The organism is Bordetella tumulicola, assembly GCF_965138755.1.
Taxonomy (GTDB): domain Bacteria; phylum Pseudomonadota; class Gammaproteobacteria; order Burkholderiales; family Burkholderiaceae_B; genus Bordetella_A; species Bordetella_A tumulicola.
Genome location: NZ_CBCSFP010000001.1, coordinates 210,289 through 226,998 on the forward strand (window position 1 = coordinate 210,289; position 16,710 = coordinate 226,998).

14 protein-coding genes are annotated in these 16,710 nt (G+C 61.6%); 11 read left to right on the top strand and 3 right to left on the bottom strand.

The genetic code is table 11. The features are described from left to right. Positions 1-2 precede the first annotated feature (2 nt). The 9 genes from ACNAZS_RS01005 (at position 3) to ACNAZS_RS01045 (ending at position 10,818) form a co-directional block, all read left to right on the top strand. The gene (locus ACNAZS_RS01005; RefSeq protein ID WP_415785251.1) at positions 3-695 is read left to right on the top strand and encodes a DUF3540 domain-containing protein; all 693 of its coding nucleotides are present in this window, start codon (positions 3-5) and stop codon (positions 693-695) included. Positions 696-706: 11 nt separating this feature from the next. Next, positions 707-1,108, top strand: a complete 402-nt coding sequence (locus tag ACNAZS_RS01010) for a DUF4150 domain-containing protein (protein WP_415785253.1) — start codon at positions 707-709, stop codon at positions 1,106-1,108. Between the two features lie 11 nt (positions 1,109-1,119). Then, complete coding sequence (gene tssJ, locus ACNAZS_RS01015; protein ID WP_415785255.1) at positions 1,120-1,944, top strand: type VI secretion system lipoprotein TssJ; 825 nt, start codon at positions 1,120-1,122, stop codon at positions 1,942-1,944. A gap of 21 nt (positions 1,945-1,965) precedes the next feature. Further along, entirely contained in the window at positions 1,966-3,360 is a 1,395-nt protein-coding gene (gene tssK / locus ACNAZS_RS01020; protein ID WP_415785257.1) for a type VI secretion system baseplate subunit TssK, read from the top strand. Positions 3,361-3,363: 3 nt separating this feature from the next. Then, a complete protein-coding gene (locus ACNAZS_RS01025) occupies positions 3,364-4,035 on the top strand; it encodes a DotU family type IV/VI secretion system protein (protein WP_415785259.1) in 672 nt (223 codons plus the stop codon). Between the two features lie 30 nt (positions 4,036-4,065). Continuing rightward, on the top strand, positions 4,066-7,959 hold the full coding sequence (locus ACNAZS_RS01030; protein ID WP_415785261.1) for a type VI secretion protein IcmF/TssM N-terminal domain-containing protein: 3,894 nt from the start codon (positions 4,066-4,068) through the stop codon (positions 7,957-7,959). Positions 7,960-8,023: 64 nt separating this feature from the next. Further along, on the top strand, positions 8,024-8,917 hold the full coding sequence (locus tag ACNAZS_RS01035; RefSeq protein WP_415785263.1) for a LysR family transcriptional regulator: 894 nt from the start codon (positions 8,024-8,026) through the stop codon (positions 8,915-8,917). A gap of 180 nt (positions 8,918-9,097) precedes the next feature. Next, positions 9,098-10,078 carry a Bug family tripartite tricarboxylate transporter substrate binding protein gene (locus tag ACNAZS_RS01040; protein WP_415785265.1) on the top strand — a complete coding sequence of 327 codons (981 nt, stop codon included), beginning with the start codon at positions 9,098-9,100 and terminating at the stop codon, positions 10,076-10,078. Positions 10,079-10,146: 68 nt separating this feature from the next. Next, the gene (locus ACNAZS_RS01045) at positions 10,147-10,818 is read left to right on the top strand and encodes an isochorismatase family protein (RefSeq protein WP_415785267.1); all 672 of its coding nucleotides are present in this window, start codon (positions 10,147-10,149) and stop codon (positions 10,816-10,818) included. Between the two features lie 167 nt (positions 10,819-10,985). On the opposite strand, the gene ACNAZS_RS01050 is transcribed toward ACNAZS_RS01045, so the two are convergent. Further along, on the bottom strand, positions 10,986-11,963 hold the full coding sequence (locus tag ACNAZS_RS01050; protein ID WP_415785269.1) for a Bug family tripartite tricarboxylate transporter substrate binding protein: 978 nt from the start codon (positions 11,961-11,963) through the stop codon (positions 10,986-10,988). A 64-nt stretch (positions 11,964-12,027) separates the two neighbouring features. Then, on the bottom strand, positions 12,028-13,470 hold the full coding sequence (locus tag ACNAZS_RS01055; RefSeq protein ID WP_415785271.1) for an amidase: 1,443 nt from the start codon (positions 13,468-13,470) through the stop codon (positions 12,028-12,030). A 133-nt stretch (positions 13,471-13,603) separates the two neighbouring features. Between ACNAZS_RS01055 and ACNAZS_RS01060 the strand changes: the two genes are divergently transcribed. After that, entirely contained in the window at positions 13,604-14,287 is a 684-nt protein-coding gene (locus ACNAZS_RS01060; protein WP_415785273.1) for a TetR/AcrR family transcriptional regulator, read from the top strand. 46 nt (positions 14,288-14,333) lie between these two features. Here ACNAZS_RS01060 and ACNAZS_RS01065 read toward each other — a convergent pair whose 3' ends face one another. After that, complete coding sequence (locus ACNAZS_RS01065; RefSeq protein WP_415785275.1) at positions 14,334-15,098, bottom strand: IclR family transcriptional regulator; 765 nt, start codon at positions 15,096-15,098, stop codon at positions 14,334-14,336. A gap of 226 nt (positions 15,099-15,324) precedes the next feature. Between ACNAZS_RS01065 and ACNAZS_RS01070 the strand changes: the two genes are divergently transcribed. After that, positions 15,325-16,653, top strand: coding sequence for an NAD(P)/FAD-dependent oxidoreductase (locus tag ACNAZS_RS01070; RefSeq protein ID WP_415785277.1), 1,329 nt, complete (start codon positions 15,325-15,327; stop codon positions 16,651-16,653). Positions 16,654-16,710: the final 57 nt, after the last annotated feature.

A 16,710-nucleotide genomic window follows, 5' to 3' on the forward strand; every position in this document is an offset into this window, starting at 1 on the left:
CCATGTCTCAACTACTAGCCGCCCCCCTACCCGATGACACCGAGACGTCGCTATCTGCCGACGCAAAAGCGCATCAAGAGGCCAGCCTGCAGCATGCCCGCCTGGTCATGAGCGACGGCAAGCGCTACGCGGCATCGACCCGTCAGGGAACCCAATGGGTCACACCGGCCGCTGGATGCCTGTTGCAGCCCGCAGTGGGTGATCTGGCGCTGGTCAGCCTGATGGACGGCCAGGGCTATATCTTGACCGTTCTTGAACGCGGCGCGCCGGACTCCCCGGCCGAAGTCGCGTTGCCGGGCGACTTGCAGCTCTCGCTGCCACAAGGCCGCCTGGCGTTGACGGCCGCGCACGGAATCGCACTGAATGCCGGCCCGATGTTGAATCTCGCCGCTCAGCAATTGACCACCGTGCTGCAAGACGCTGATGTCGCCTGCCAGACGTTGAACCTGACGGGCGATGAAGCGTACACACAATGGAATAGCCGAACCGATGTATCGGGTAGCCACCTGGATATTGCCACGCGTAGCGAAAGCCATGCCGAACACAGCGTGCGTCGTGTCGCGGGCCACGAAGAGGTCAGCGCGCAATCAATGCGACAGATCGTGGAACACGATTGGTCGGTCCAGGCGGACACGGCCGATCTGCAAGCAGACGATCGCGTGGCGGTGAATGCCGCGTCAGTGCAACTGGGCTAAGGAGCGCAATCATGTTTATGCTGAATATTGGAGGCGCTATGACCTCCGCCACCGTGCCCGATGTCTGCTGGACACCGGCCGCGCCGTCTCCGATCCCGATGCCCTACCCCAACTTTGCCATGAGCGATATGGCCGACCCGGCCAGCATCGTTGAGAACGTACTGGTGGTGGCTATGCCCGCCCTGAACATGGGCAGCATGCTGTTGCTGAGCCAGGGGGACGAAGCCGGCACGGCCGGCGGTGGTGTGGCCTGCGCTGAGATCATGGGCATGGCGGAGTTCGTCGATGGCAGCCCCAACGTGATGGTGGGCGGCATGCCGGGCGTATCCCTGACCGGCATGACGACCCAGAATGCCAACAACACCATCGGCCTGGTAGTCAGCCCCAGTCAGGTCATCGTGATGCTGATGTGATGAGAGATGCCATGTCGATTGCACCTTCCTTCATGACAGGCCGCCCGGCCGCTCTGCGTCTGCTGCCGGCGGCACTGTGCGTCGGCATGCTGGCCTCGTGTAGTTCATTGAACAGCATGATGGGTGGCTCATCCGAACAATCGGCGCTGAAGGATCTGAAATGGACCTATGCCGCCAATGGCGTGCAGATCGAGGTCACCGCCGATCCACAGTTGAACCGCTCTACCAATCAGCCGCATATGCTGGCACTGACCGTGGTGCAGTTGGCAGATCCCAATGCCTTTACCGCTGCCACGGCGAACACGGCCAAGCTGACCGCGTTGCTGTTGGCCGATAGCCCGCCGCCCGGCATGCTGGCCCTGAATCGCGTGTTCGTATCGCCGAGTGAGAAGCGCACAGTGACGCTGCCGCGCGTCGAAAAGGCCCAATATGTGGGCTTGGCCGCTGGCTATTACCACCTGGATCCTGCCCGCAGTGTCCGCCTGTATCGTATCGGCGTGGAGGTGGATTCCTCCGGCATCATCGTCACCAGTCGCAGCGCTTCGCCAGAGCCGTTGCAGATTGACCTGCGCCTGGGGACGAGCGGCATACAGGAGTCGCCCGGTGTCGGCGCGCCACCCGTCACATTGACCAAGCCCAAGGCGGGACCCGTCCCTCCGCCAGCCTCGACGCCTGCGCCTGCGACAACACCGGCACCTGCCACGACTACTCCCGTCCCCTCGACGCCCCCACCTGCGTCAACGCCGTCGTCCGCCACACCCGCACCGGCGACGACACCACCACCGACCACGACGCCCGCCACGGCACCGACCTCCACACCGGCGCCTGCCCAATAACCTCGACCAGCCTCACCGGACATGACACAGCCACTTAACCAACCCCTGTTCTGGCACCAAGGCCTGTTTCTGCAGCCGCATCATTTCCAGTACCAGGATGCCTGGACGGTACGGAATCTGGCGCGACAGCTGGACATGATCATGCCCTGGGGATGGGGCTTCGGCGCCCTGCAGATTGACGATGCCGCACTGGCGGCCCGCCATCTGGTGATCAATCAACTCGCGCTGCGCTGGCCCGACGGTACGTTGACAGAGGTTCCCGGCAATGCGCGCATTGAATCCATGCGTTTTGAGTTGGCGGACTTTTCTCAGGGGCCTCGCACGCTCTATGTCGGGCTGCGCCGCCATGTCGAGGGACAGCCTAACGTGCAGAAATTCGCCAATCTGGATGACGCGGCCCGAGCGGATACACGGCTGGCGGTACCAGCGGATCCGCAGCAGGTCCCTGACCGTTATACCCCTGGACCCTCCGGCCGCGTCACGCTCATGACCTATGTGTTGCGCTTGTTTTGGGAAGAAGAGCTGGACCACCTGGGAGACTACGACCTGATGCCCATCGCGCGCCTGGAACAAGACGGCGAAGTGGTGCGCCTGATGCCGCGCTTTGTGCCTCCTTGCCTGAATCTGGCGGCGTCCCCCCCCTTGCAGCAAATGCTGCGCGAATTGCGCGACGAGATTATCGGGCGGGCCCGTCAGTTGGAGGTCTTCAAACAATCGGTCACCAGCCGTGCCGACGACACGCAATTTTCACCTGTCCTGGCACTGTCGGTGTTGAATCGCTACGGCCCGCAGATCAACCATCTGGCTGAATCTCTGCAAACGCATCCGTGGACGGTGTATGGGGTGCTGCGGCAATTAGCGGGCGAACTGAGCACGTTCTCGGAGTATTGCGATTTGCTGGGCGAAACGCGCGACAACCAGCAATTGCTTCCCCCTTACAAGCACACCGACATCGGTGCGGCCTATACGACGGTGACCGACCTGATACGCCGATTGCTCAATGAAATCACCATCGGGCCTGAAATGATGGTGCATTTCGAGCAGGACGGTACCGCCGCCACGCTGTATCGCGCCGAAATGCCGGATACCTTCTTTGGCCCACGCCACCGCTACTACCTGATGGCGCGCAGCGCCGCGACCGAGCCCAAAGAACTGGGCGAACTGATGGCGCTAGAGGCCAAGCTGGGTACGCCAGAGCAAATCGATACCCTGGTTACGCGGTCTCTGCCCGGAATCGAAATGCTGCCGCTGCAAACCATGCCCCTGGGTATGCCGCGTCGCGCAGGGGCGGCGTATTTCCGACTGGAGAGCCTGTCGGATTCGTGGGACGAGGTGGTGCGCGATGGGCGGCTGGCGTTTTTCATGCCCGATGCACCGGCTGATTTGCGGCTGGAACTCATTGTGATCAAAGGATAAGCCGTGCGCCTGAGCAATTTCTGGATTCCGGTAATCGACTCGGTCCGAGTGGCCACGGCGCAAGCCGACCAGGACGCGTCGTCGTTATCGGAACAGCTGAAAGTCACGCTGGATGCGGCAGTCTCGCGCGCACTCGGTAGTGGATCGGATCCCAACGACGTGCAACTGGCGCTGTTTGCGGTGGTCGCGTGGATCGATGAGCGCGCCATGTCTCGCGACTGGCCCGGTGCGGCAGCCTGGCGACTCGCACCCTTGCAGCGCCACTACTTCGGGACAACGCGCGCCGGGGTCGCCTTCTTTGAAAAACTCGAGGCGTTGCCCGACGAGGCCACGGAGGTCCGAGAGGTCTATGCCCTGATGCTGCTGGCCGGTTTTCATGGGCGATATGCCCATCGGCCAGTCGGCGAGGTGGCCGAGTATCGCCGGGCGTTGCTTGAACGCGTAGCCCAGGAACGCCAGATGGATCCGCTGAGCGCGGATCAACCCTTGTTTCCAGAGTCGGGCGCAGGCGCTCGACGACCCTTGCGTCGTGCGCGCGGCCTGATGCCCTCATTGGCCAGTCTGCTGTTGATCGTATTGCCCCTGTGCGTGCTGCTGGGCCTTTATCTGTTTCTGGATTTCCGTCTGGCGCAGACCGCGACAGCCTTGCTCGCGCCGCTGGCCGGTCGTCTTTGAACTTAATTGGGCTATGCCCCTGATTCCACGATGTTCAAGAAATTACTGATATTCATCGCTTGGCTGTTGGTCCTGATCCTGCTGGCGTTGGGATGCTGGCTGGTGGGCCTGTATAACCAATGGCCACTATGGCAATCGGCGGCCTTGTTTGCAGGCGTGATTGTGGGTGCGTTTGTGCTGGCCTGGCTGCGTCGTCGCTGGCTGGCGTGGCGACTGCGCCGGCGGTTGGCGCGCCCGGTCAATGACGAAACGTTCAATACGCGCCGTCTGGACGCGGACTGGCGCGCGGGACTTAGCGCGCTGAAGCACTCGCGCTTGTCGCGCTTTGGTTCACCGCTCTATGTGCTGCCATGGTATCTGGTCCTGGGCCCGCAAGGGACAAGTCAATCGGAACTGATGCATCGCGTGGCCGGGGCGGACCCCGTGCAAGCACGCGGTGACGAGCCTCCCGTGCTGCAGTGGTGGTTGTTGCGTCAATGCGTGATACTGGCCCCCACCGCCGCCATGGGAGACGAGTCGCTGGTGCCGATATCAGGCAACTGGCGACGTCTGCTGCACTGGATGATGCGTACGCGTCGGCGTGAACCGCTCAATGGGTTGGTTCTGGCCTTTAGCGCCAACTGGTTGATGCAAACTGACGAGGGGGAGCGCGGCGTGGCCGGGCAGCATTTGCGCAAGCGCCTGGATGAGCTCGCGCGCGTCTACGATGCCCGCATTCCGGTCTATATCGTCCTGACGGACTGTCATACCCTGCCCGGCTTTGCGTCATGGGCCGCGAATCTGGGCCCGGATGTCAACCAGCAGCCGATGGGCTATCTGAATCCGTCGTCGGGCACCGGTGTGGGTGAGTTCATCAGCGATGCCTTCAACAGCATCGTGCATCGCATGTTCGACCTGCGTGTCCTGCAAGGTGCTTACGCGCGTCCGGACGGTGAAGCCTTTGCCCTGCCCGAACGCATGGCGCCATTGGCGTTGCGACTGGCGAATGTCTTGCGGCCGGCCTTTCAGGCGACGCCCTATGCCGAGACGCCGCTGCTGCGCGGCCTGTATCTGACGGGTAATGCCGGGCCTGCCGAGCGCGGCGAGCCGGACTGGTTCAGCACGGGCCTGTTCGAGCAGGCCCTGCCGGCGCAGCGGCACGCCTGGCAACCGCTGGAGCGCTGGCGCCATTGGCGTCGTCTGTTGCGTCACGCCACGGTCGTTGCCTGGTTGGTCATTTGCGTGGGCATCGGTGTATTCCTGCTACATGCCAGCAACGTTGCCGAGCGACAACTGCACGCGGCGAATCTGCCGGGGTTGGACAAACAGTTGGATCTTTCCGGATCGGTATCCGCTAGTCTGCACAGCCTGCAAGCCGTACGCGGCGCGGTGCATGGCCTGATGGCGCGCCCGTACTGGGAACAGCATTGGATGCCGTATCAACGCCGAGTGAACGAGGTTCAGCAAAAACTGGCGGACAGCTATGTCCGCGACTTTCACCAGGCGATCATTGTCGGCAAGGTGGATCCCTTGCTCACCGCCAGCCTGCCGGCGCTGAATGGCGACCCGGACAAGAAAGTACTGGCTGCGTGGGTGCAGACACTGGTGCGTCGCATCAACTTGCTCAATGCCATCCTGGACGGGAAGAATATCTACCCGCTTCCCGCGCCTGGCAACGAAATGACCTATTTGTTCGCCCACACCAAGAACGGGGTCGCCAACCCCGTCGATGGGGCGTTGTTGGGGGGTGCATACCAAGACTATCTAGCTTGGCAACCTAATCGCGAAGTCCTGGTCTCCGAGCGGCGCGCGCTGCAGCAGGTATTGGCCAATCTGGAGTTGGACAAGCGATCACGTGACTGGATGTATGCCTGGGTAGCGCTGCAGGGCAATCTGATGCCGGTGCGATTGACGGATTTTTGGAACATTCCCGCGCTACCCGATCAACCCTTTATCCCTGCCGCACTGACGCCGGCTGGCGAACAGGCTGTGGGTAATTTTATGCGTGAACTAGGTCAAGCGTCGGGCGACAGTGCGCTATGGGAGCAGCGTAGCCGGGAGTTGCGTCAGCGCTTTCAACAAGCCGGTCTGGACGCCTGGTACGCCTTTGCGGATGCCTTTTCGTCGGCGCCCACGCAGTTGGCCACCGGCACGGCACGCCGTGCGGCGATGACGACGCTATTCACCGTCGATGATCCGTACCGTCGTTTGATAGGCCAACTGTCCCAGGTGGGACAACGCTGGTCGGCCGCCTCCCGTCCTGACTGGATGCAACAGGCCATTCAGGCCGATGCGCTGCTGACGCTGGCCGACAAACAGAGCCAGCAGCAGAGCACGGGTGCTGCATCAAGCGTAAAGAAACAAATCGACGTGGTGCAGGAATTCGGCAGCAACATGATTCGGCACCTGCCTGATGGCGGCTCGATCTCGGACGGGCTGGCTCAGCTACGCACAGACAACGACGCCTTGACGCTGCTGAACACCTATCGCCAGGGCGTGCTGGCGACCATCGTGCCCCTGCAACAAGGCGACGGCAACGCCATGAAGGCCGCCATTGATATCTGGTCATTCGGGCATGATCCCAATGTCAAGGCAGTGCCGCTGATTGATGCCAATACGGCGTTGACCAAGCTGAAAGCGAAATTGGGCAGCAAAGTCGGACCTCGCAGCAACGTCGTCTGGCAACTGCTCTCTGGGCCGCTGGATTTCACGCTGGACTACGCGAGCCGCAGTGTCGCTTGCCAACTGGAACAAGGCTGGCAAAACTCGGTACTCAGCGCAGTCCAGGGCGTCAACGATGCCGAGCTGGCCAACGAGATGCTGTTTGGCGATCGGGGACAAGTGAAGGCATTCATGGGAGGCGATGTTAAAAACTTCATCGATCAAGACGGCACACGCTATCAGGGTCGCGCCGCGCTCGCACGCACAGTGCCATTGAATGGTCAGTTTTACGCCTTTGCCAGCCTGGCTCAACTGCGTCAAGTCACACTGGCCGGCCATCAAATGCAATCCAAGCGGTCGCAGGACGAGGCGCAGGCCCTGACCAAGCAACAGCAAGACTTAAGCACTCAGATCGCCAAGCTTGAGACCACCACGGCCAGCGTGACACTCAGTACGGTGCCGCCCCAGACCAATCCCGGCGCAAACCTGTTGCCCGAGAGTGTGACCCTCAGTCTGCAATGCGCCAGCGGCCGCATCACCCTGGAAAACCTCAATTTTCCGAACAAGGCCGTGTTCCCATGGTCGCTGACACAGTGCGGCGACACGGCGCTCAGCATCCGTTTTGCGGATTTTGAGTTGAATCGTCAATGGAGCGGCGCGCGGGGCTTCATCGACTTTTTGAGGGAGTTTTCCAGCGGACAGCGGCGCTATACGGCTGCCGATTTTGGCGATCAGGCCGCATCGTTGCAGCAGGCTGGCGTGCAGTGGATCATCGTCACGTACCAGCAGCAAGGACAGGCCGGCCTGCTCTCGGCCTTTGCCGAGGCCGACAAGCTGACCGAGCAAGCCACCGAGGTTCAGAAACGCACGGAGCAGTTGCAACCCGGCACCGCGCCCGGTTCGAGCGTGCCGGCGGTCGGGCCGGCTCCGCCGCTGCCGCAGCACATCATCTCGGTCTGCATGGGGCCGACCGCGCTGCCCACGCCCCAGCCCGCACCCGCGCCGAACCCTAAGGCCAAGCCGGCGCCCGTTCCCGTGCCATCGGCACCCGGCAGCTACGATGTGCAAGTGGGCATCTTTTCGCATCCCGATCCGGTCCGTGCGCAACTGGCGCTCAACGGCTATGAGGCCGCCGAAGACAGCATCACCCTGAAAAACCGTCCCTACACGCGTATCCGGATTCATGGGTTTGCCACCCGGGCACAAGCCGAGGTGGCGGCCAAGAAAATCGGCCAGTTACTCAAGCTCAAGCCTGAGGTGCTACGCGACGGAAAGCGGGAATGACAACGGGATAAAATAAGGATCTCCCTGTCGGACCTTGAGCCACCCAACGCGTGGCCGTGATCGCATGAATCTGGCTTTCTTTGTCACCTTGAACGCCGTGATCAAACACGGCAGCTTTGCGCGCGCCGCGGTCGAGGTGAATGTGTCGCCCAGTACGGTCAGTTTGCAAATGAAGCGGCTGGAGGAGTATTACGGCCAGCCGCTGTTTGACCGCAGCACGTCGACAGTCAAGCCCACGCCTTTTGCCTACGACGTCGCCGGATTGATCAGCGGCACGCTCGAGCAAATGGAATCATTGCGACGGCGCGGCTCCAGTGTCATCGAAGGCCGCGTTGCCTTGGGGGCCATCGAAAGCATGCAGGCGTATATCCTGCCGGAGGCCATGCGCTATCTGCGCCAGCACACGCCCCGGCTTGAAGTGCGGCCAGTGCGCGACACCAGCCATGGCCTGCTCAATGCCCTGAAAGAAGGCACCATCGACGCGGCCATCGTGGCGCTGGCCGACGAGGAGCGCAATAAAAGGCTGGATTGGCATCCCCTCTTTCAGGAGGAGATGTTCATGATCGCGCCCAAAGACGCCACGCAAGACAACGCCAAGAACCTGCTTGATGCGCACGATCTCATCCGTTTTGGGCGTGGCTCCAATCTGGCCATTGCCATCGATCGCTATTTGGCGACAACCGGCCATACCGTACGCGGTACCGTGGAAATGGACTCGACGCTGGCGATATTGTCGATGGTGTCGGCGGGACTGGGTGTGTCCATTCTGGCGTGGCCCGACCGTCGCTCATTGGTGGGCTATCCCGTACGCGAAGTTCGTCTGGGTTCGCACGCCCCGCATATGTATGTCTCGCTGGTGACGCGACGCGACGACGGCTCTGATCGCGTGCTGGCGGTCGTCAAGGACGCCGTGATGCGCGCGGCCAATGTGGCGGCCGGCCGTAATCGCTGGCTATAGGGCGCACGGCGGGACGTGCGGCGCAATACCAGGCCCAGCACGTTCGCATTCGATTTTCCTCGTTTGGACGTTTGAAATACTCGCTGCAGGGTCGACCACCTCGTGCCTAGAATGCAGGTGCAGTGTCAAGAATACGGGTGGCGTAACCCATCCATTGCACAAAACGCACAAGGGAAAACCATGACTGTTCTGTTCAAACGGGCGGCGATCGCCGCTTTTGGCGTAACGATGCTCGCCGCCGCAGTACCTGCGATGAGTGCAGACGCTTACCCCAGCAAACCGATTACGTTCATCATCGGCTTTCCGCCTGGCGGCGCCAGCGATGTCATCACGCGCCTGATCGCCGGCCACATGCAGACGGCGTTAAAACAGCCCGTCGTGGTCAAGAACCAACCGGGCGTGAACGGCAACATCGCCAGCGAAGAAGTCGCCAAAGCACCCGCCAACGGCTATACGCTCTTGCTGGGCACGATTGCTAACACCATCAACGCGAGCTTGCTGAAGAATATCCGCCACGACGTGAATAAGGACTTCATACCCGTCGTCCAATTCATGTCGTCACCCAGCGTCTTGGTCGTGACGTCGTCGCTGCCGGTCAAAACGGTGGACGAGCTGGTTGCCGCGGCGAAGGCCTCGCCGGGCAAGCTGACCTATGCCTCGTCGGGCTCGGGCAGTTCGCCGCACCTGGCTGGCGAGTTGTTCAAGCTGCGCACGGGCACGGATTTGCTGCATGTTCCCTACAAGGGGGCGGCGCCCGCGCTGACTGACGTGATCGCCGGCCATGTGCAGACGGGATTCAAGACCGCGCTGTCCGCCCTGCCCAGCATGAAGGATGGCAGTCTGCGGCCGCTAGCCGTCGCTGACAAGGAACGTCTGCCCGATCTGCCCGACGTTCCTACGATGGCAGAGGCGGGATATCCCGATTTTGAAGTGCTGTCCTGGAATGGCATCTTTGTTCCCGCCGGTACGCCGCCCGAGGTGGTTCAGCGCCTGAATGCCACGGTCAATCAAATCTTGACCGATCCGGAGATCAGCCAACGCATCCGGGCCATGGCGGGCCGTCCCGGTGGCGGCACCCCCGAGGAATTTCGTGCACTGGTCCAGTCCGAGACCGAAAAATGGGGCGAAGTAATCCGTAAAAACGGCATCACACAACAATGACGTGCACCGCGGCGCTGATGCCGCGGTCTCGCTATGCAACAAACCTTGCAGTAAGGAGCAACGCTTTGATGGACAAGCTGGAAAAGTGGCGCGGCTACGTGCCCGACGAAGAACTCGAAACCTACCGTAAAGGGGGGTTCGCTAATCGCATCGGTATCGGCAAACGTCCGGCGCTGGTGAATATCGACACCACGCATATGTTTGTGGATCCGTCCTATTCGTTCTGCGGCGCGGCCATGCCCGAATTGATCAGCGCCCTGGATCGCATCACCGCCCTCTTTCGCAAACTCAACCTGCCGGTCTATTACAGCCGTCGCGACGATCGTTCCCTGCCCGCTTATCGCGGCGCGTGGAATCTAAAGCTGGCCAAGCCCGACGATGTGGAGTTTGTCGCCGATCCGAAAGCGGACGAATGGCCGGCATCATATGGCCCGCAACTCGGCGACCGCGTCATCATGAAAAACAAGCCGTCGGCCTTTTTCGGCACGATGCTGGCTGATTTTTTACGTTACGACGAAGTCGACACGGTGATCATGGTCGGCATTTCGACCTCGGGCTGCGTACGCGCATCGGCCGTCGACGCGTTCTCGCATAACTTCCGCATCGTGCTCGTCGAAGAGGCCTGCGGCGATCGCAGCGCGCAGGCTCATAAGGCCAATCTGTTCGACCTGGATATGAAATTTGCAGACGTGGAGTCGCTGGACGATATCTGCGAGGAATTGCAGAAGAAATTTGGCTGAGTGTGTGTGCGTGACACAGCCTATTCAGGCGTGGTCACGCGGCAATCCATTTGGATCGCATCATGTGACGATCACGACGTAAAAAACGCTGGCCCGGTCACCCCGGCCAGCGTTTTTTATGTAGTTTTCAGATCGAGATTACTCAGCGATCTGGATCTTGCAACGCCTTATTTTTCGACTTTTTTGCGAGCCGACGCAGCGAGTTTTTCGTACAGCTTGAGTTCTTTGTCGATCGTCTTGGCAAACTGCTCTGGCGAGTCTTTCAAGACCGGCGTCATGCCGATCTCGTGCACCTGCTTTTCAAATTTCGGCGATACCACGAGTTTGTCGAGCGAGACTTTCAGCTTTTCGATCACGGCCGGCGGCGTGCCGGCGGGCATCACCAGCCCCGTCCAGGAATCAAAGCTGAAGTCCGGCAGACCGGATTCGGCAAAGGTCGGCGTGTCGGGCAGCAGGACATAGCGCTCGGGCGACGCCACGGCCAGTACGCGCACTTTGCCGCTGCGGATGTGCGGCAGCACCGAGCCCAGCGTGGCAAAAGACATGTCGACGTGACCAGCGATCAAATCCACCATGGCCGGCGCGGCGCCCTTATAAGGAATCGGCGTGATTTTGGTGCCGGTCAATTCCGTAAACAATTCCGCCGCGAGCAAGGGCGATGAACCTTGTGCCGACGCGTTGTATTTATCGGGTGACTGGCGAACGGCTTCCAGGAATTCCTTGACGTTTTTCGCCGGGAAATCATTGTTCACCACCAATACCGTCGGGGCGATCGCCACCGTGCGCACGGGCATGAAATCCTTGCGGGTGTCGACGTCGATGTCGGCGGTCATCCACGGGTTGATGGTGAGGTTCAAGCTCGCGACCATCCCTGTATAGCCGTCGGGCTTGCTGCGGGCGGCGGCTTTGGTGGCAATATTTCCGCCTGCGCCAGCCCTGTTTTCCACAATGAATTTCTCGCCCAGATCCGTACCGAGATGCTCGGCGATCAGGCGCGCGATCAGGTCCGTCGGTCCGCCAGCCGAGAAGCCGACGATTAGATTGACGGGTTGGCTGGGATACGGATCGGCGGCCATCGCCGCCGGCGTCGTCAGCAGGCCCAGGCACAGCGGAATGGCACAGCGTAAAAACTTCGAAATTTTCATCTTTAGGCTTCCTTAGGCAATCGTTGAATGGAAATTTGATTTCGCGTGACGTCCTCTCGCGATCTCAAGGTTGGCGTGCGGCCCCCGGCAGGACCTTGGCGCGCAGTGGCTCGGGCGTAAAGTGGCATTCCAGAACGCGTGCGCAACGCATCAGGCGTGCCTCTTGCAAAAATCCCGCTACCAGTTGGACGGCGACTGGCAATCCCTTATCGTTAAAGCCCGCGGGCACGGATACGGCGGGATGGCCCGTCAAGGAAAACGGACTACCTGCCGAGCGCGTGGTGAAGGCAATGACGGACTGTTCATCCGACAACAAGGGCGCCACTCGATCCGTCATGGGCAGCAGCAAAACGTCCACGTCCGCAAACACAGCGTCCGTGCGCGCGATCAGGTCCTGGCGCTGGCGTAGCGCCCCGAGATAGATCGACGCGCGCATGTCTTTGCCCACGTCCAGTTTTTCCCGCAAGGCGCGGCCCATCAGGTCGCGATGTTCCAGATAGTCCCGCTCATTCGCGGCGTAACTCTCACTGCGGTTAATCGGCGCGGCTACGGACCGATACTCGGCCGCCGCGATGGGCAGGCTGATCTCGGCGACGTGTGCGCCTTGGGCGCGCAGCGCCTCGCAGGCCTGGTCGAGCGCCTGGGCAATCGCAGGCTCTACATCATCGACGGGATCCAGACGACGAACCAGACCGACACGCAGCCCCTTGACGCCGTCGCGCAGGGTCGGCAACACAGGTTCCACAGAATGGTTCAGCGTCGTCGGGTCGGCCGGGTCGTGGCCCGCGATGGCCTCGTAGACCAGGCAGGCGTCTTCGACGGTCACGGTCAGCGGCCCCGCGATATCAAAGCTCGGGCAGTTCGGCATGATGCCGTGACGGCTGACGCGGCCAAAGGTGGGCTTGAGCCCGACCACGCCGCACGCGGCGGCGGGCAATCGTACCGAGCCGCCGGTATCGGTCCCGATCGCAAAGTACGCCGTACCGGCAGCCACCGCGGCGCCCGAGCCGCTAGACGACCCGCCGGTGAAATGATCGGGATGCCAGGGGTTATGAGCCGGTGGCGCGTCCAGGTCGAAATGCACGGCGCCGGTGCCGGTGCCATATTCCCAGGTGTTCAGCTTGCCCACGAGAATGGCGCCCGCAGCCTGCAGACGTGCCACCAGCGTCGCGTGCAGCGCGGGATCATGGTGCTGCGGTACCCGCGACCCGCCCGTGGTAGCCAATCCACTGGTATAGATATTGTCCTTGACCGCGAACGGGATGCCATCCAGCGCGCCCAGGCGCGTGCCCTGCTCGGCACGCAAGTCCGCTTGGCCGGCTGCCGCCAGGGCTGCCTCGCGATCCGTGCGCAAATAGGAGTGGATCACGCCGTCGACCGCATCCAGCCGGTCGAATATCGCCTGCAACAAATCAGTGGGTCGCCAATCCCCACTGGCTATCCCGCGGCTAGCCTCGGCAATGGACAATGCGGCGAGATCTGTCGAGGGGAGAGAATTCAAGCTCATATGGATGTATAAAACAAATGTTTGAAATTAACGTTTGAATTATCATATCGAGCAGGCCATCAATGCAAGTCTCTTTCCCCCATGAAAACCCGGATACGCCGGATTGAATCACCCGAGGCAGAATCAGCGCACGATGCAAGAATTCGAAACGAGCGACACCCGAAATAGCCCCCGGCGCCAGGCCATTCTGGCGGCGGCCAAGGAACTCGTCGCCCGGAAAGGCCCCAGTGGCACGACCGTGCGGGACATTACGGCGGCATCGGGCGCTAACGGGGCGGCGGTGAATTATTACTTCCAGTCCAAGGACGGACTGATCAGCCTCGCCCACCGCGAAATCACCGGGGACGTCAATCGCGAGCGCTTGGTTCGACTGGATGCGCTGGAACAGGACGCCGCCGGGCAAGCGCTGGCGCCGCGCCAGATTCTCGCCGCCCTGATCGAACCCGTACTGACGATGTCACGCTCTGCCGACGGCGGTAGCCTCTATGTGCGCAGCGTGTTTCAGATGCGGGTGGACGTGCGGGCGGGCTATCACAACTTTGACTTGAACCAGCATGCGGCCCGGCGTTTCATCGATGCCATGGCGAAGACGTTTCCGGCGCTTAGCCGCGAGGAAGTCATTTGGCATTACGAGTTTGCGCGCGGTGCGTCCATTCATATGCTGGCCAACCTGGATCCGGTGTCACGGCGCTTTGAGCTGCTGGCCAAGGATCCCGATCAGGCCCTACCCGCGCAACCCGCCTACGAGCTCGATCAAAAGCAGGTCGATCGGGTGATCGGGATGGTGCTGACGGGATTTGGGCAGCCGTCAGCGTAGCCTGTCATTGCCATAGCGGTATCGGGGCTGTCAGTGCCCCGCCCGTTTAGCGATGCGTGCTGATCGCGCGCGCCGCCCGGATGACGAGCGGCCCGAGTTCCTGCCGCGCACGTTCCAATGACCAGCGTGGCTTGGGTACCGAGATATTGACGGCGCCAATGGGCGTGCCGGCCTCATTGTGGACGACAGCGGCAACGTTCAGGTCGCCGGCATAAAACTCCTCGTCCGCGTAGCCATACTGGTCGCGCCGCGCCTCATCAATCAGGGCACGCAGTATCTTGGGGTCGGTTGTCGTGCGCGGGTTGTGCTTGATACGCGCCACGGTACGAAGTTTGCGATCAAGCTCGGCCGGCGGGAGTTGCGCCCATAGCGCCCGGCCAGAGGCCGTCGCGATGCACGGGATGCGCGAGCCGACCGGCATGTATTCGGGGATATGCCGCGCGGGCGCCACCCGCATCACAAAGACGATGTTGTCCTCGTTATCCGGGACGCCTAGGTTGACGATCTCGCCGCACTCCTGGTTGAGCTGGTGCAGTACGGCGTGCGCATGTTGGAACAAGGGCTGTCGATACAAGTAGCTGTAACCCAGGCCCACGCTCTTGACCGTGGTGCTGTAGCGCTTGCTACGCGGGTCTTTGAACAGGTAGCCGGTTTGCTCCAGCGTGTGCGCCACGCGCTGCGCAGAGCCCATCGTAATGCCATTGACTCGCGCAATCTCCTGCAAGCTCAGCGACGCGTGAGCGCGAAAAGACTCGAGCACGGACAGACCTTTCTCCAATGACTGGATCATCAGGGCGGAAGTGTCAGACATGCGGGCTCCAAAGATGGCCGGGATACGGACCTGGTCGTGCGATGCGGCGGCCATGCGCAGGTGCCCTAGGGAAACCCTTACGTTGTTGGGCCGACGGACATGCAGTATAAAAGCACAATTAATTATCGCTATACACTTTTAATTATCGCATATCGATAATTCAAGGTGAGCATTCCCTAGCAATCCTTCATTGAGGTCCGTGTTGGTCTTCTCTCATTTGGCCCAGATGTCCGCTTTTCAAGACGCTGCGACGATTCGCGGATCCGCCCCAAATCGCCAGCTCTTCGGCGCTGCTGGCGCGTTGCCGGACGCCGTGGATGTGGCGGTCATTGGCGGCGGGATTATCGGTGTCAGCGCAGCCTATGCCCTCGCCCGCGCGGGCGTGCGGGTCGCGTTATTCGAAAAAGGCGCCGTGGCGTGCGAGCAATCGTCGCGCAACTGGGGCTGGGTTCGGACCTTGGGTCGCGACCTGCCCGAAGTCCCGCTGGCGCAACGCGCCAACGTATTGTGGGGCGACATCCAGAACAAGATAGACGTCGGTTTTCGTCGCAGCGGCATGCTGTATTTGCAAGAGGACGACGCAGATGCGTCCGGGCATCACGCCTGGATGGATAGTGCGCGCGCTTACGGCGTGGATGCCCGGCAATTGAGTCGTCACGAGGCACGGCAAATGTTGCCGCAAACCGCCCGGGCCTGGACGGGCGCGATGTATAGCGCGACAGATGGCGTCGCCGAGCCGCAATTGGCCGCGCCGGCCATTGCCGCGCTGGCGCGCGCGGCGGGCGCACTCCTATTCGAAGACTGCGCGGTGCGCGGGATCGAGCGTAGCGCCGGTCGGATCTGCGCCGTGCTGACCGAGCATGGCCGCGTTGCCACGTCTTCTGTCCTGGTCGCCGCCGGCGCCTGGTCCCGCTTGTTTTGCGGCAATCTGGGCGCCGATTTTCCGCAGCTGAAAGTACGGGGTTCCGTTCTGCGCACAGCACCCATTGACGCGGGCCTGGCCGCGGCCGTCAACGGCAAGGACTTTACCTGCCGCAAGCGCGCTGACGGTGGCTATACCGTGTCGCAGTTCGGGGCGTCGATGGCCGACGTCGTGCCCGACAGCTTTCGTTTAATGCGCCATTTTGGCCGCGCCTGGCTGGCGAATCGCAATTTTGTCAGGCTGAGATTCGGCAAGCGCTTTTTTGAAGAGCTGTCCATCCCGCGTCATTTCTCGACAGATGACGTGTCGCCGTTCGAGCGGCACCGCGTGCTGGATCCCCTGCCCTCCGAACGTGGCATCGACCAGGCGTGGCGGCGGCTGACACACGCTTTTCCGGTCTTTCGCGACGCCCGTGTCGCGCAGTCCTGGGCCGGCTATATCGATGTCACGCCGGATGCGATGCCGGTGATGGATGCCGTGCCTGACCTGCCTGGCTTGTATCTCGCATCGGGGTTCTCGGGCCATGGCTTCGGCATCGGCCCGGCGGCCGGCGAAGCCATGGCGCAATTGATTCAGGGGCAACGGCCCACCGTCGATCTTCAGCCGTTCCGTTTCGACCGCTATGGAACGTAGCCCGCGCGGATCGCATCTCTCGTTTCCCCGTTTTCGCTGATTCTTTCGTCTCCCATC